Annotated in this window: 13 protein-coding genes; 8 read left to right on the top strand and 5 right to left on the bottom strand. The window is 44.4% G+C overall.

Annotated features, from left to right (window positions below):
* Positions 1 to 76 precede the first annotated feature (76 nt).
* The 4 genes from ACHUFZ_RS03310 to ACHUFZ_RS03295 all read right to left on the bottom strand — a co-directional run bounded on the left by ACHUFZ_RS03310 (position 77) and on the right by ACHUFZ_RS03295 (position 3,758).
* The gene (locus tag ACHUFZ_RS03310) at positions 77 to 1,771 is read right to left on the bottom strand and encodes an RCC1 domain-containing protein (protein ID WP_394125874.1); all 1,695 of its coding nucleotides are present in this window, start codon (positions 1,769 to 1,771) and stop codon (positions 77 to 79) included.
* Positions 1,772 to 1,953: 182 nt separating this feature from the next.
* Complete coding sequence (locus ACHUFZ_RS03305) at positions 1,954 to 2,214, bottom strand: DUF5062 family protein (protein ID WP_053440852.1); 261 nt, start codon at positions 2,212 to 2,214, stop codon at positions 1,954 to 1,956.
* A 138-nt stretch (positions 2,215 to 2,352) separates the two neighbouring features.
* A complete protein-coding gene (locus ACHUFZ_RS03300; RefSeq protein WP_394125873.1) occupies positions 2,353 to 2,616 on the bottom strand; it encodes a DUF2999 family protein in 264 nt (87 codons plus the stop codon).
* A gap of 62 nt (positions 2,617 to 2,678) precedes the next feature.
* Positions 2,679 to 3,758 (bottom strand): threonine aldolase family protein, encoded by a 1,080-nt coding sequence (locus ACHUFZ_RS03295; RefSeq protein WP_394125872.1) that lies wholly within the window; start codon positions 3,756 to 3,758, stop codon positions 2,679 to 2,681.
* Between the two features lie 169 nt (positions 3,759 to 3,927).
* On the opposite strand from ACHUFZ_RS03295, the gene ACHUFZ_RS03290 reads away from it, so the two are divergent.
* The 4 genes from ACHUFZ_RS03290 (at position 3,928) to ACHUFZ_RS03275 (ending at position 9,105) form a co-directional block, all read left to right on the top strand.
* Entirely contained in the window at positions 3,928 to 4,836 is a 909-nt protein-coding gene (locus tag ACHUFZ_RS03290; RefSeq protein ID WP_394125871.1) for a DMT family transporter, read from the top strand.
* 184 nt (positions 4,837 to 5,020) lie between these two features.
* Positions 5,021 to 5,539, top strand: a complete 519-nt coding sequence (locus tag ACHUFZ_RS03285; RefSeq protein ID WP_394125870.1) for an Hcp family type VI secretion system effector — start codon at positions 5,021 to 5,023, stop codon at positions 5,537 to 5,539.
* A gap of 111 nt (positions 5,540 to 5,650) precedes the next feature.
* Positions 5,651 to 8,722 (top strand): type VI secretion system tip protein TssI/VgrG, encoded by a 3,072-nt coding sequence (gene tssI / locus ACHUFZ_RS03280; protein ID WP_394125869.1) that lies wholly within the window; start codon positions 5,651 to 5,653, stop codon positions 8,720 to 8,722.
* Entirely contained in the window at positions 8,722 to 9,105 is a 384-nt protein-coding gene (locus ACHUFZ_RS03275; RefSeq protein ID WP_394125868.1) for a lysozyme inhibitor LprI family protein, read from the top strand. The genes tssI and ACHUFZ_RS03275 overlap by 1 nt, the downstream gene beginning before the upstream one ends.
* 100 nt (positions 9,106 to 9,205) lie before the next feature.
* On the opposite strand, the gene ACHUFZ_RS03270 is transcribed toward ACHUFZ_RS03275, so the two are convergent.
* A complete protein-coding gene (locus tag ACHUFZ_RS03270) occupies positions 9,206 to 11,227 on the bottom strand; it encodes an alkyl/aryl-sulfatase (protein ID WP_394125867.1) in 2,022 nt (673 codons plus the stop codon).
* 115 nt (positions 11,228 to 11,342) lie between these two features.
* On the opposite strand from ACHUFZ_RS03270, the gene ACHUFZ_RS03265 reads away from it, so the two are divergent.
* The 4 genes from ACHUFZ_RS03265 to ACHUFZ_RS03250 all read left to right on the top strand — a co-directional run bounded on the left by ACHUFZ_RS03265 (position 11,343) and on the right by ACHUFZ_RS03250 (position 16,815).
* Complete coding sequence (locus ACHUFZ_RS03265; RefSeq protein WP_394125866.1) at positions 11,343 to 12,236, top strand: LysR family transcriptional regulator; 894 nt, start codon at positions 11,343 to 11,345, stop codon at positions 12,234 to 12,236.
* A 125-nt stretch (positions 12,237 to 12,361) separates the two neighbouring features.
* Complete coding sequence (locus tag ACHUFZ_RS03260) at positions 12,362 to 13,261, top strand: LysR family transcriptional regulator (RefSeq protein ID WP_394125865.1); 900 nt, start codon at positions 12,362 to 12,364, stop codon at positions 13,259 to 13,261.
* Between the two features lie 129 nt (positions 13,262 to 13,390).
* A complete protein-coding gene (locus tag ACHUFZ_RS03255) occupies positions 13,391 to 15,358 on the top strand; it encodes an alkyl/aryl-sulfatase (protein ID WP_394125864.1) in 1,968 nt (655 codons plus the stop codon).
* 206 nt (positions 15,359 to 15,564) lie between these two features.
* On the top strand, positions 15,565 to 16,815 hold the full coding sequence (locus ACHUFZ_RS03250) for a lipase family alpha/beta hydrolase (protein ID WP_394125863.1): 1,251 nt from the start codon (positions 15,565 to 15,567) through the stop codon (positions 16,813 to 16,815).
* Positions 16,816 to 16,861: the final 46 nt, after the last annotated feature.

The following is a 16,861-nucleotide window of genomic DNA, read 5'->3' as shown; positions in this document are numbered from 1 at the left end:
ACTCCTAGAGGTCAGCGAGATTTAAGATTGAGCATTTTATTCACTTACATTCAGCTTCAGTTAAGTTAATGAGCTATTAAGGGGCATAGGAGTTGTCTAATTGGATTGCGCTCGGCTCAAGATCAGCAGATACTAAGCTGATATCAGCATGGCTAAGCAGCCCCCATGTCACTACTTGTTTATCATCAGTAATCGCTGCAAAAGAATAAAGAGAGCTTACGATAGTCTCAACATTACTTAATGCACCCGATAGGTTGAGTGACGTATCTCCGCCGCGAGTAGCGTCCCCCCAAGCGACCACACTGCCATCTGACTTTTTGGCCGCAAAAGCCGCGCGTGCCGCTACAACAAAGTCCACATTTACCAAATCAGCGACTACCGCACTGTTATCCCCACCGTCATTAGCATCCCCCCAAGCAACCACAGTGCCTGCAGCTTCGACCGCCGCAAAGGCATCTCTTGAGGCGGTAATCATGGTGGCATTAGTCACTGTAGGCTCTAAAAATGCCGTGTTGCCAGAGACCCCATAGCTGACACCATCAATATTCCCCCAGCTAACAATGCTGCCATCATTAATAAGAGCAGCAAACCCAGTCCAAGAACTGTATAGCGAAACTGCGTTAGTAATTCTAGCGGCTAAGGTTGCCATGTCTCCGCCGAATGAATTGTTACCGTGGCTTGTGACCGAACCATCGCTTTTCAGCAATGCTACAGCTAAGTCATGCCCAATCGCCGATTGAACATCACTTGCCGCGTAGTTTGGCATTACAGAAACCGGTACTCCACCAGATGCGTCTAAACCCCAGAAGTAAGTCGCCCCTAAATTATCTATCGCGACAAATGACGTATTATTACCGACCACGCTGGTTATATTGCTTGGTGTTAACCCTTCTAAATCACCACCTCTGAGAGGGTCCCCCCAAGTAACCACACTGCCATCACTTTTAAGCGCAGTGAAGGCAAAACCATTACCAATGATATCAACAACGTTAGTCAACTGAGCCTGAACGGCAGAGCTGTCTCCTCCTCGGGTAGCATCCCCCCAAGTGACAACCGAACCATCACTTCTTAATGCAGCGTAAGCAAAATCCGCCGCCGCAACACGAGTGACATTCGTTAGTTGGCCTGCAACGGCGCTTGAATCACCACCATATGACGCGATTCCCCAAGTGACTACACTACCATCCTGTTTGATCGCAGCAAATGTGCCATTTCCGGGAACAATAGTCGTGACATTGACTAAATCGGCAGCCACAGAACTGGAGTTTCCTCCATTAGGGGCAGTGCCCCAAGTAACGACCGAGCCATCCGTTTTTCTGGCCGCAAAGGCAAAAGGATTGGTAATGATTTCTTCTACCACAATACTTTGAAATGTCGCGTGCTCAGACTGGCTCACCACTTGTTGCGAGTCGGTGAGTTGCACTTCAATACGAACGGTTTTTCCGAGATCCGAAGCTGTGAACTCATGGCTGTCAGACGTACTGACTACCGTATTGTCGATAAGCCACCGGTAGTAGATGGTTCCAGGGCAATCCTCACAACTAATCACGACTTGAGCAGTACTACCTAACGTCATTAAGCCGTTAAGTTGAATGTCATTGAGCTTTGCTTGCGATGCTACGACGACAGATTCAGATTCAGATTCAGATTCAGTATTAGAAGCTGAACAGTTTGATACCACCACCGTCACAGGAGACAAATCACCGCACGGATACTCCCATTTGCATGCGGTGATTAAAACGGTGATAAAGGCGACAAGAATAACTTTCATTGGCAGATGTCTCGACACATGAAGCCATGTTCAAGCAAAGCCAACAATTGTACTAATAATTCTTATATCAATAAGGATAGAACATAATCCAAAAGTTTAGTTTTGGATTATGTTTTGAGTGCTGCTAGATAGTTTATCGAAGCGGTATAGCCGATAGCTAGACAACCAGAAAAGTAAACAGACTACTTTAAAGGATCATTATCTGGTAACGCTTTATGAATCCATAATGCCAATCTGTGTTTGATATTTGCACCATCGAGTTTGCTCTCTGGCAGTGGAGCAATTTGCTTAGCATCGACCAAGAACAGATAGATGGCTTTAACCCTGACTGGCTGCGGAGAATCCGGCAAATCAAACCCTTGCATTTTGGCCATCTTACCGCCAATTTCTAATGCTTTTTTGACTAACTTATCTTCGTTATGGAGCTTTGCTGTTTTTGACATATCATCACACTCTCTTGTCGATCCTCTTGGTGAGTATACCAAGCTGAACAACGATCTTGGTCACTAGGCTCTCAAATTGAGAAACAGTATAAAGAAAAAAGCCAGTCAATGGATTTGACTGGCTTTCACTGTTCTAAGTTATTGCTGCTGTTGGTTTTGTAGCTTCTGCTTGGCTTCTTCTACTTTCGAAAAATCTAGCCCAAGCTCTTCAACGGCATCTTTGATAAGTGCAGGGTTTTGCATCACCTGCCCCATAAGTAGTTGCAGTTTATCTTGAGGCAAACCAAGTTGGCCGATCGTCGCCATCGCCGCTAATGGGTTTTGAGTTAACGTTTGAAAAAGCTCGTTGATTTGCTCATCACTGATGTTGTTCTCTTTCAAAAGCGCAAGAATTGGGTTCATTACAATACCTAATTTAAATTAATGGGCTCATTATCGAGCAAGCGGTTACTCTTGATGTGGTGTTAAGACGCCGTCATTTCAAGTAGTTCGGCAAAGAAATTACGTAGCACATCGTCACTGATCGCTTGTAAGTTATCGCCCACATACCATTCCACTTTGCAGTGATTCGGGTGCTCCATTCTTTGAGGAATACCAAACCAGATGCCCTTTTCCATCGCCATCCTTTTTTGTACTTCTAACGCTTTGTCATAGCTGCAAGGCAAAATCAGGTGAAACATATTGGCATGAGGCACTGCTGGGTTCACCACCAATGGCGGGAATGCTTCTATTAGTCGATAAATTTGCTGAGTTCGCTCAAACAAACTTGGTAGATTTGCCAACCTGTCATCAAATTGCATCGCTGCGGAGACAATATAAGGCGTGCGTTGATAAAGGTTGCCACCTTGTCGCTTCATCCAAATTGAAGCTTCTTCAATGAATTCTTTTGACCCCAGCAGCATCGAACCACCTAACCCGCCGACACCTTTATATAAAGAGACGTAAGCAGTATCAAAACCGTGAGCAATTTGCTGATATGTCTTCTGATAGTAAGCCGCACATTCCCACAAACGAGCACCGTCCATATGAAGGTGAATACCCTTGCTTGCGCAGTAATACTTTATCTCTTCAAGCTCTTGCCAATTAGGGAGTTGACCACCGATCTCACGCATCGGTAACTCATACAAAACCGCCGAAATTTCATCATGCCATGCTTGCAGCTCTTTCAGCGTCCATGGTTGAAACGGATTACCAATAGGCAGGATTTTGAATCGATCTTGCAGCTGATAATTTTGCTTTTCATGCAAACAAATATGGCTAGAGGAATGCATCGCCACTATCGGGTTTCTTTTTTTACGTGCAACCATATCTAGCACAGTCGGTTGAGTCATTGTACCCGTTACAACGAACAACCCAGCCTCATAGCCCAACAGATCTGCAACTTTTTTCTCAAACGCTTGAATCGTTTCTCCATCACCATAAACATCATGGCTAACATTATGCTCGGCGCACCAAGCTGCCATTTGAGTAAAATGTTCGGCAGGAGAATAATCACGGTTCCCTGGTAGGTGAATATGGCAATATTGCTTTAGCTCTGCGCTCATTTATCCTGTCCTTAGATAGAGGTTTTGATTTCAATTTATCTGCTTAATCCGCCGGAGTAAATAACCTCATTTAGGTAGCGAGAGAATGATATCTATAACAGAAGATCCATTGAACCTTAGCAGCGCAAATGACATGATTGTCGTTACGTTCCCTTAAACAAGCCCACCCATGCCGTTATCTAGCTTTTCTTTCGACCAAGTGCCTATAGGCATACGCTACATGATCCTTTCTGCACTTGGCTTCGCGCTGATGTCGGCATGCGTTAAATATGTCAGCACTTACGGCATACCTGTCTTCGAGATTGTCGCCGCTCGTGCGCTTGTTTCTCTGATCATCAGCTACCTAGATGTAAAACGTAAGCGTATTTCCGTTTGGGGTAATAACAAGCCACTGCTCTTGGTACGAGGAACTGTGGGAACGCTTGCCCTGATGTGTGTCTATTATTCAGTGACGACACTTCCCCTAGCCGAAGCTACCATTTTGCAATATTTACACCCTGTCTTTACCGCGCTACTGGGTGTGCTGTTTTTAAAAGAGCGCGTTCAGTCATCCACTATGGTTTGTATCGCGTTTTGTTTGGCGGGGTTAATGGTGATGGTACAACCGAGCATGAGCAGCAGCGTCACGTATGATCTACCGCTATTTAGTGTGATGACAGCACTGATTGGTGCGATGGGGAGTTCGATTGCTTACGTCATTGTGCGTAAGCTGAGCCAAACCGAAGACAGCTCAGTGATCATCTTCTATTTCCCTTTAGTCGCTCTACCCACATCGGTATTTTTAATGTGGGATGAGTTTGTCTGGCCAAGCCTATACCTAACGCTGATGCTTGTTCTGGTGGGTGTATTTACTCAAATTGGCCAATATGGTTTGACCAAAGCGATGCAAACACAAGCGGCTGGCAAAGCCTCTGCTTATTCCTACATTCAAATCGTATTTTCAGCGCTACTTGGTGTGTGGCTATTCAATGAAATTCCGTCCTTTTGGACTTATCTAGGCGGAAGTTTGATTGTCACAGGCGCTCTCATCAACGTGTTCGGAAGCAAAATGCTCAAACCATTTAAGCGAACAGCATAATTTCGCACATACTTGCTCCCTGTTCCTCACATTATTGCTTAGCTTAGGTAAAGACTTGCTCGCCCACTAAACAATAAAAACATAAGCCATTGATTTTTAAGCAAATTAAAATCAGGCATAGCAGTTGCTCTTTAGTAATCGCATTTAATTGTTATTTGAACTTACTAAAGAAGGAAGGAATGCTATGCCAACTCCATGTTATATCTCTATTGATGGTGAAACTCAGGGTCTAATTACTGCAGGCGCTTGTACTGCTGATTCTATCGGTGATTCATTTGTTGAAGGCCATGAAGATGAAATGCTAGTACAAAAGTTTGACCACACGGTGACAGTTCCGACTGACCCACAATCTGGTCAGCCTTCAGGTCAACGCGTACATAAGCCGTTCCAATTCACTGTTTCACTAAACAAAGCGGTACCTCTACTTTACAACGCACTTTCATCTGGTGAGAAGATGAAGACTGTTGAGCTTAAATGGTACCGCACGTCTATCGAAGGTAAGCAAGAAAACTTCTTTACGACAAAACTAGAGAACGCTTCAATCGTTGATATCAACTGTGAAATGCCTCACTGTCAAGATCCATCAATGTCTGATTTCACTCAAAACCTTACTGTTTCAATGTCTTACCGTAAGATCACTTGGGATCACGTTAACGCGGGTACGTCTGGTTCTGACGACTGGCGTAAACCTATCGAAGCTTAATCGCTACGAGATCAATGGCCTGCCCTATGGTGGGCCATTTATTGCTCTAATCAAGAGGTGATCCGCATTGTCTCTTGATTAGGGTTTTAGTCATTTTGTAGGACCGCGCCAATGACCACTTTGAACTTTACAATCTCCGTAGACGGACTGAATTCTGATACCTTCGTGGTCAGAGAGTTTCAAGGCACAGAAACACTATCTCACCACCATTTCGAGAGTGGCGAAATCTGCAACGGATACCATTACGATATTGAGTTAGCGAGTCGTCGCCCTGATTTATGGGCGCCGGACGTTGTCGATAAACCTGTCCAGTTAACCTTGTATCGTAACGGCGAAGTTTCTCGTCGAGTTCATGGTATTGCAAGAAGCTTTAGTAAAGGCGACACCGGTCATCACCACACTTTTTATCGCCTTACCTTGGTTCCTGCATTAGAACGACTATCACTTAGACATAACTGCCGCATCTTTCAGTTAAAAACGGTTCCTGAAATTATCTCAATTCTACTTCAAGAGATGAAAATCGAAGACTTCGCTTTCTCACTTAAAAAGGACTACAGCCAACGAGAATTCTGTGTCCAATACCGAGAAACCGATCTTGCTTTTTTGCAGCGCTTAGCGGCTGAAGAAGGACTAAACTACAGTTTTGCATTTAAAAATGGTCAGCACACTCTGCTCTTTAGTGATGACAGTTCCACTCTGCCTAACCTAGCAATCCCAGTATCTTTCAACTCCCTTGGTGGCGGCACAAGTGATACGCCTTATGTCTCTGACTTTAATGTATCAGCGTCTGTTCAATCTAGTCATGTTGAAACACAAGATCGAAGCTTTATAAAGCCTCGCTACTCTTTCCAACAACATGCAAGCACCTCTGATCCTCATCAACAAGACTCAATCTATGAACATTTTGATGCTCCGGGGCGCTTTAAAGACGATCAATCTGGGCAGAGATTTACTCAGACTCGGCTGGAATACCTGCGCCGAGATGCTCATTTAGCAAAAGGCGTGAGTAATGTGGCAATGCTTCAAGCAGGTTATCAGTTTGAACTACAAGACCACTTTGACGACGCTGTAAATCAAAACTGGGTCATTGTTTCTGTCCACCACGTAGGCTCACAACCACAAGCACTCGAAGAAGAGGCCGGCTCGGGAGCAACCACCTACTCAAATACATTTTCTGTTATCCCAAGCCAATATAATTGGCAGCCTAATCCAGAGCTAAAACCACTGATTCACGGACCTATGATGGCCACTGTTGTTGGCCCAGAGAATGAAGAAATTTATTGTGATGAATACGGGCGAGTAAAAGTGCAGTTCCCTTGGGATCGCTACTCGGACGGAGATGAACACAGCTCTTGTTGGGTACGTGTTTCACAAACTTGGGCAGGCAGCCAATATGGCGCAATCGCTATTCCAAGAATTGGTCATGAAGTAATTGTCGAGTTTCTCAATGGAGATCCTGACCAACCCATTATTACCGGTCGAACTTATCACTTCACTAATACGCTGCCTTACCCTCTTCCTGAGCATAAAAGCAAAACAGTTATCCGCACTGAAACCCATCAAGGTGAAGGGTTCAATGAGCTGAGCTTTGAAGACCAATCAGGACAAGAGCAAATTTATCTTCACGCCCAAAAAGACTGGGACAGTGAAGTTAACAATGACAGTACCTTGCATATCAAGCACGATAAGCACCTCACCATTCAGGGCACCCAACGAACGCAGGTTCTAGGCAATCATCACCAAACGGTCGAAGGGGATGAAAGAAGCAAAGTTACAAAAGATCAAACACTCATTGTTGAAGGCAGTCTGCACCTGAAAACCGGCAGTGTATGGGTCAACGATTCAGGCTCTGAAATTCATGTAAAAGCTGGCAATAAAGTCGTCATTGAAGCAGGCAGCGAGATCACCCTAAAAGCGGCAGGTAGCTTTGTTAAAGTCGATCCTGCTGGCGTGCATTTAGTTGGTGCTGGAGTGAACCTAAATTCAGGTGGTAGTGCAGGCTCAGGTAGTGGGTACTCAGGAAAGCTAGCAGAACTACCGAAAACGCATGCTAACAACACCGTCGTCAACGAACTTGAAAAGAATACGGCCACCGCAACCAAACAAGCTGCCGATGCTAACGTTGTGACTGAACTTAGCCAAACGGCACAAGCAGCAACGACAAGTGCTCAGTTGAGTAATTCAAGCACTAACGAAACAACTCCATCACCTGCTGAAGCTGCTAATGAAGAGAGCCAAGCTCTACGGCTTAAGTCCCCAACATTAAAACAATCATTAACGCTAGATAAGCTCGCGAACCGTGATGCCCCTCCATATAAAAAAGGCGCAAATGGGCAAGAAGTAGCATACATCCAACAAGCTCTGATAAAACTAGGCTTTGATTTGGGTAAGTTTGGCGCAGATGGCGACTATGGTTCAACCACTGAACGTCAAATTAAGCTGTTCCAAGAGAACTATACACCAACCAATAAAACTCATCTTGCTTATGATGTTGGTACTGTTGATGGCATCACTGGACAAGGGACAATTCTAGGGCTCGATGAAGCTCTGGTTGAGGGTTGGGAGTATGATAATGATGAAATGGATCTAAAATGGTTAATTGTACCCAAAGGCCAATTAACTTTTGATGCGGAAGGGAATGACATTAGAGGTTCTCTACATTTTTCAAGAACCATACATTGGCCAGGAACCGCTAAGTCTGGAGTCACAATTGGTAGGGGCTATGACTGTGGTAATAGAAGCGAGCAAGAGATTTACTCTGATTTAACTTCTTCCGGCGTAGAAATTGAAACAGCATCAGCCATATCACAAAGTGCTGGTTTAAAAGGGAATGAAGCAAAGCTCTTTGTAGAGCAACATGGGAAGGGAATAAACGATATCACAAGAAAAGATCAATATAACCTCTTTAAATTAGTTTACCCACAGTATGAAAAACGGGCATCTACAAACTATGAGAAATGGACGAGTAAGTACAAAGACACCCGAGTTGAATGGGTGAGTCTAGATAGTAAAATAAGAGATGTTCTCGTTGACTTTGTTTATCAAGGCTTTACTAAAGGCCCTCGACCTATGACTAAAGGTATGAGTAATGATAAGGAAATCCTTATTGAATACATTGAAAAAAGCTCGGTTCTTAGCTCTTATGAACCGGGAAGACAGCGGGCTAATTATTTGAGGAACTAATGAAGATAAAAGTCACAGTAACGATCATTCTAGCTAGTGCTCTTTTGAGTGTATCGGCTTATGCATGCTCTAAACTTAAAACGTTAAGTGAACGCTTAGAGTGCCAAAAATCGGAAGAGGCAGTATCAAAATCTAAAGTACTCAAAACTTACTCGGAATTACTCGATTATCTAAGCGACGTGAAAGAATACCAAAGCCAAATAAAACGCTCACAAGAACAATGGGAAAAGAGTGCTGCTCTAAATTGTGATGTATACGCTTACTTTGTTGAAGAAGGCTCTATTACCCACGAAATTACCGTTAGCGAATGTATGACAAGAGAATATAAACAACGTGAATCATATTTAATGGACACTAGAGCCGTAGTCGAAGAATTTTTTTAACTCGTCTAATCCTATAATATTCACCGACTCGACCTATGTTCGCTCATTATCTAAACAAAAAGCCCCGCAATTGCGGGGCTTCGTTTTACTACTCACTCAACTATTTAGTCGGCATCGGTAAGATTTCAAACAGGCCGTCGAACTTATCGAGTGAACCACCTAGCTGCTTGATAAGAGACGCATCGCCTTTAATACCTGCTTGGCCTGACTTTACTAGCTCATCTAGTGTTGTTTCACCTAGAACAACTCGCGTAAAGTCTGATTTATGGATGATTAGCTCAACATCAACCGCTGGGATTTTCTCGACCTCGATATTCGACATGTTCGCGTTCGATACTTCACCGTAGTAGCGCTCTTCGATATCTGGGTGGTAAACACCAAAGTTAAAGTTTAGCTCTGCCGCTTCTGCTTTAGGTGCATTCAAACTTACCGCGATAAAGTCTAAGAACATACCTGTTGGCGTATTGGCAATCACGTCTGCTGAAGCCAATTTAATTGACGGTTGAATATCACCAGTACGTAGCTCTACTGCACCTTGCAGATAGCTGTTACGCCATGCCATGGTTTCTGACTGATACCCCTGCTGCTCAAAGCTGTCTGCTAATGCAAAACGGTAATCGATGTTATTAGGGTCACATTGCACTAAGTCATTAAATAGCTGAGACGCTTCTTGGTACTCACCTTGGTTAAAGTGATTCATACCTGCTTTGTACAAGGTGTCTGCACCTGCTGCGTTGACATAAACGCATGACTTTTCAGTCGTTTGTAGCGGGTTAGTGTTCACTGGGTTCATGTCGTGGTAGCCCAAGTATAAGTTCACGACTGCGCGAGCGTTATGACTGTATGAACCGTGATAACCATTAGTGTGCCAAGTATCAATTTGTGATTGAGGAACAATCTTCTCAATCTCGCGACCAACATCATTGATCGTTACGCCGTGGTTCGCTAAACGCATCGACTGATTATGAATAAAGCCATAGTTATCGCGTTGTAGCGTCATGTACTCTGAGATTTCATTAACGTCAGTGTTGGCGTTGTTCCAAACTGGTGCCGAGTGAGCCGCGTGAATATTGTCGACTAAGCCGCTATCAACATAGCGCATTTTTAGCTCAGTTAAGTACTTAGTCCAAACCAAAGAGTCACGAACTTTTGCACCGCGGAATGTGTAGATGTTATGCATACCATCATAGGTAAGTTCTGCGGTATTGAGTGAACGATACTCAGGTACATAAAGTACAATCTCTGCCGGCGCTTCTGCTCCTGGCATATTGATCGCGTGGAACTCCAAACCATCAATGGTAATGACTTTTTCACGCTCTTGAATTTCATTTGTTGGCGCAACTAACGTCACTTCACCACGTGAGGTGCCCAAGCCTAAAGCATTATCAACAATACCTTTAGTGTTGTTATCTAACGTTGTGCCATATTGGTAGTTCGCACGTCGGCCCATCGCGGTACCAGCAATGACGTTTTCATCTGCCAGCTCTTTAATGAAGTCTTTTGGCGCATAGATTTTTGCGTCTTCAGCGAAATCACCAGACTCAACAACACCGCGAGAGCCACCAAAGTGATCAGCATGCATGTGAGAGTAAATAAGCCCTGTGATTTTATGCTCACCATTAATCGCTGGTAAATGTGTCTTAGCGAACTCCCAAGATGCCGCTGCAGCTTGTTTTGATAGCAGAGGATCGTGAATAACATAACCGTTATCGGTGCGATAAATGGTCATATTAGAAAGGTCAGCACCGCGAATTTGGTAAACACCGTCCGTCACTTCATACAAACCACCAGCAGCGTAGTTAAGCATGCCCTGACGCCAAATAGATGGGTTCACCGTTGGTGGTAGATCTTTTACTGACATATCCGTCATGTACTCAAAACGATTTTTTAGTTCGCCAGCTTCGTGCGTACCGAACTCAGCAATTAGGCCGCGAGTTGTACGCTCAAATGCAGAAGTATCTTCCCATGGTAGGATTTTAGTCATCGCTGCATTCGCCTTCACTGTGTGCTCGGTTGCAGGTTTGCCTTCATAGGTATCGATTGATGCATAATCATTGGCTGATACGCCAAATGACATAACAACTGCGAGAGAAAGAACTGAAGGAGCAAATCGAGTTTTCATGATGAACCTCTTGGGGTTTGATATCGGGTATGAAGCTAATTTACCCCGTTGACACATAGCAATACATGCATGAAACTGTATTTAAGACATCACAATTCATTATGTGTAGGCCATTATGCTCAATGACTTAGATCTGAATCTCCTCAAAGTTTTTATCGCCGTTTATCGACATCAATCTATTACGCTTGCCGCCGAAGAGATGGGGATGACCCAACCTGGAGTCAGTGGCTTGCTCAAAAGGTTACAACAACAAGTAGGCAGCCAATTATTTGTTCGCTCTGGCAGAGGGATCGCCCCTACTCATCACGCCCAAGAACTGATTCGTCATGTGGAGCCCGCCCTGATCCAAATCAGCAATGCGTTAGAAAGTCTCAACGGGTTTAGTACTAATCATCCACATAAGTTCGTCGTTTACACGTCTGAGCCCGTGATGCTAATGCTATTACCTAAAATTGAAGCTGACATGACGCTGGGTAATGTCACCATTGAGCTCCAACCCACCCACTCCAACGAAGAAAGGCTGCTGCATGGTTTAAATCAGCACCAAGCCGATTTAGCCATCGAGTTTACGGAGCATGCGACCAATGCATTCTTCACTGAAGCCCTGTTTGACGACCAAATTTGTGTCATTGCCCGCAAAGGTCACCCGAGAGTGTCGCAAAACATCAGCCGTGATCAGTTCTATGCAGAGAGACATATTACTTTGAAACTGCGCCGAGAAGATGCTTATCTGGCGGATTATTTCACTGAAGAGAGCCTGCGCGAACGCATGGTTGCGGCAGAATGTACCTCTCTAGTTTCACAGATGTCGATGGTCTCAACCAGTGACTGCATTGCAACCATGACAGCCAGCATCGCTAAGCTGTTCGCCGATAAATTAGATATCCAAGTACTAAAACTACCGTTTACTGATATCCCAATCCAATATCGTTTAATGGCCCATAATCGAGTGCGCAAAAGCCCATCCAATATCTGGTTAAGGGATAAACTGAAATCGTATTTTGAGTAGGCTAAGTAGCAACGATGGTTACTAATTTCGCCAGAGATACCTGACTGTCTATCTTAATTAACTCAACCCAGATATGATTTCTTGGTGATAGCGCGCTTAGCTAGAACTGAACGATAGGAATAACTATGGACCTGAATCTACTCAAAACATTCGATGTGGTAATGAAAACGCGCAGCGTCAATGAAGCCGCAGAGTGCTTAGGCATTACGGCTCCTGCAGTCAGCCACGCATTGAACCGCCTTCGTGAGCAATACCAAGATCCACTGTTTATTCGTAAAGGACGTGGCATTGCACCGACCAATTTCGCTATCGAATTGCACGAAGAGATCCAAGAGCCGTTGAACCTACTACTCAATGGCGCTAAATCGAGACAACATTTCAACCCACAAGCTAGCCAGCGGACGTTTCGTATTTCTAGCCATAAAGACCTCGACCTCATGTTAGTGCCACCAATGATAGAGTATCGGGCTAAGCACGCACCGAACGTGAAACTTTCCGCCGATATCGAGCATATCAACGAAAGTAGCCGCCAAGATGATCTGCGTATGCGTAAAGTCGATCTTATTATCACGACCATCCCTTTAGACGAGCACGGCTATCATAATGAATTCCTATTTGAACTGCCGCTCGTTGTTGTATGTAGTAAAAATCATCCACGCATTCAGGGCTCGCTCGCGCACGAGCAGTTCTTTACTGAGAAGCACCTACTGTGGGGAACACAACGTTTTAATCAAGACATCCTCGATTCACTCGCTTGTGAACCACAACCCTCCCGCCATATCGTCTATAAGACCGATTCGATTTGTAATGCCGTGATGATGGCGGCGCAGACCGAGTGGCTGTGTGTGACAAGTCAATGGCACGCCGATCTACTTGCTCCAGGCCACCAGCTTCAAGTTTTCCCGCTCCCCTTTAAATCGGTGCCTTTGCCGATTTATATGACTTGGCATCACTCCCAACAGCAAGATACAGGACACCAATGGCTTAAAGAGTCTCTACTTAAAGTCACTAAGCGGTTTCGCTAAATGCGATGTGGATTAAATAAAACTAAATCCACATTTAAATTTAAGCCTATCGATTGATAAATCCAAACTTCATATTATCTCTTCATCGACGAACGCATACCCGTTCGCACTATCAGAGAGAGATGACTTATGAACTTTCAAAAATCAATCGTATCTTTAGCTATCGTTGCCACTCTTGCGCCGGCATTCAGTTTCGCGGCGTCAACAACCAATGCAGCCAAAGACGCGTCAAGCTTCACTGTCGCAAAAAACGAACAACTGAAGCAGTACCTAAACTTCGACAATCAAAGCGATTTTGACGACGCTTCCCGTGGTTTCATTGCTACTTGGCCAGAGAAAACCATCAAAGACACGGACGGTAAAGTTATTTGGGACTTCAGCAAGTACGATTTTATAGAACAAGATAAAAACACCGATACCATTAACCCGTCACTTCTGCGCCAAGCAAAACTCAACAATCTTGATGGTCTATTCAAAGTCAAAGATGGCATCTACCAAGTCCGCGGTTTTGACCTTTCAGTGATGTCCTTCATTAGAGGTGATGATGGCTGGGTAGTGGTTGATCCACTGATTTCTCCAGAAACTGCTGCTGCAGGCTTAAAACTTCTGCGTGATAACGTTGCAGATTTACCAGTTACAGGTGTGATTTTCACTCACTCTCATGTCGACCATTTCGGCGGCATCTTAGGTGTAACAAGCCAAGAAGACATTGATGCAGGTAAGGTTGAGATTCTTGCACCGGAAGGTTTCTTTGATCACTCGATCGCTGAGAACTTAATGGCGGGTAACACCATGTCACGCCGCGCATCTTACATGTACGGTAACTTGCTTGATGCAAGCAGCAAAGGCCAAGTCGATGGTGGTCTAGGTAAAACAACCTCTTCTGGCGCTCCGGGCATTGTTAAACCTACCCACATCGCCAACATCACTGGTCAGGAGATGGAAGTAGATGGCGTTGAGTTAGAAGTGATTATGGCGCAAGAATCAGAAGCCCCTTCTGAATTCATGTTCTACTTCCCGCAATACAAAACCATGATGGCAGCAGAAGTGATGACGCACACCATCCATAATATCTCTACGTTACGTGGTGCAAAAACGCGTGATGCTTCTTCTTGGGCACAGTACATTGACGAAGCACTGCACACCTATGGTGATAAAGCAGACACCATGATTGCATCGCACCACTGGCCAACGTTTGGTAAAGAAAAAATCCAAAACCAGCTAGAGAAAACACGCGACATGTACAAATTTGTTCATGACCAAACGCTTCGTTTAGCCAACAAAGGTTACACACCAAATGAGATTTCAGCATCAATCAAGTTGCCAGATTCATTAGGCAAAGAGTGGTACAACCGCGGTTACTACGGCACGGTATCGCACAACGCACGTGCAACGTACGACTTCTATTTTGGCGCATGGTGGGACGGTAACCCAGCAAACCTAAACCCGCTAACACCAACAGAGCAAGGCACCAAATACGTTGAAGCGATGGGCGGTGAAGACAAGGTTATCGATCTCGCTGAAACAGCGATTGAAAAAGGCGAATACCGCTGGGCAGTAACACTACTGAACAATGTCACCTTCGCTAACCCAGATAATATGGACGCTCGCTACCTAGAAGCCGATGCAATGGAGCAACTTGGTTACCAATCAGAATCAGGCCCATGGCGTAACTACTACCTAGGCGGCGCAAAAGAGCTTCGTCAAGGTATCAAGCCAGTCGCGACACCAAACACGGCGGCAATCGCGAAAAATATGCCATTTGATCAGTTCATGAACTACTTAGGCGTAACGGTAAAACCTGACGCGGCGAAAGGATTAGACATTCAGGTCAATATCAATGTCGAAGGCGATGGTCAGTACTCCATGAATTTAAGCAATTCAGTACTTAAATCATACTCAGACAAGCAGTTTAGCGATGCTGACCTAACGATTACTATGACCCGTCAAGCATTTGAAAACATGATGACAAAACAAGCAACGTTGCAGGAGGAAATCAAAGCTGGTGACTTTAGAGTCTCTGATCAAGTTGAATTTAACAAACTCATGTCCGTGTTTGATCAATTCGACATGTGGTTCGGTGTTGTAACGCCTTAAACCATTACTAAAATCCAAATAGTTGTTTAAGTCAAAGCCCGTCTAGTCCGCGGGCTTTTTTACACCTGTCATTCCTCGAATTTCACACCTATAGAGATCTCATAAACCGATATCCGTTTGTTGGTCAAAGTATTCACAGTCAGTTTACTTGTTTTACATCCAGTCACTGACACCGCTATGATAAGAACATCACGCACAGAGCACATATGGAAATGATGTTCAAATTATCCCTAGTTACTTTACTGAGCCTACAGTTGATCGGCTGTGGCAACTTACTGTCATTACGCTCTGACTTGCAAGCCGTCGACAGTATATACAAAGAAATTACCGTCAATGTCCCTACTACTGATAGCACAAAAAGGCATATTATTGTTCAGCTCAGTGAGCTCAATAAGTCGAGTGTGCTCACAGTCAATTCAATGGAAAAAACCGATAAAACGGCTTTCCCCTCTTTTTTCAATTTGACTGACTACATCTTTGTCTTTGAAGACCAGAATTTCGATTTTACCTATCAGCTCAGCGAACCTAGTTACCTCTTCAAACAAGAGACATTAGTCAACAATAGAGTTTTTATTCAATCAGATAACAAGAAAATTGGTGGTGTACCTACTTTGGATGGGTTAGCTGTCGTGCCCTACCTAGAGTTTAAAGTCAGAGAAGATCGTGTTGGGGCTGTCGTCACATTAGATGACCCTGTGTTTTCTGCGCGAGCAAAAGAGATGGGGATGTGGCAACCGCTGCAGTTTGTTGAAAACGATTACGGGGGAATCTTCTTCCTTGAAGCTTATGATCCCGCAAAGATTCCCGTGCTATTTATTCACGGTATGGGCGGTAGCGGTCAAGACTTTGAAGAGATGATCGCTTTTTTGGATAAAGATAAGTACCAGCCTTGGCTTGTTAATTACCCTTCATCTTTGTCACTCACTTTCTTAGCACACTCTGTCGCCAGTTTAATGCGACAACTCAACGAACAGTATCAATACCGTCCTATTCATATTGTCGCTCATAGCATGGGTGGGGTCTTAACTCAGCGTTACCTCAATGTCTGTAGTGTCGGCAATCGATGCCACTCTATTCGATCATTTACGTCTATCGCCTCCCCTTTCGGCGGTGTGCCATCTGCCGAGTCTGGTGTGAAGTATTCTCCGGTCGCAATGCCATCATGGACTGGCTTGATGCCAAATGGTCACGCGATCCAAAACCTATTTCCATCTGACAGGAAAAACCTTCGGCCACCACACTTATTGATCTTTGGGTACGACAAAGGGACAGGAGATATCGGGGCGAGCAGTGATGGAACGATTTTGATGAGCAGTCAGCTAAGGGTAGAAGCGCAAGAACAAGCAGAAGAAATATATGGCTTTAACTACAACCATACCGACATTCTCAAACAACCGGATGTTTACACTAAGATCAGAGCTTTCTGGTTGAGAGTAGAGAGTGAGCAAAAAGAGTAAATAATAATAAGCCAGCTAGTCGTATTACTAACTGGCCTTGTCGCGA

Origin of the sequence: Vibrio hepatarius (assembly GCF_043642085.1) — a bacterium.
GTDB classification, from domain to species: Bacteria; Pseudomonadota; Gammaproteobacteria; order Enterobacterales; family Vibrionaceae; genus Vibrio; species Vibrio hepatarius_C.
This window is presented reverse-complemented; position numbering and strand designations above follow the sequence as displayed.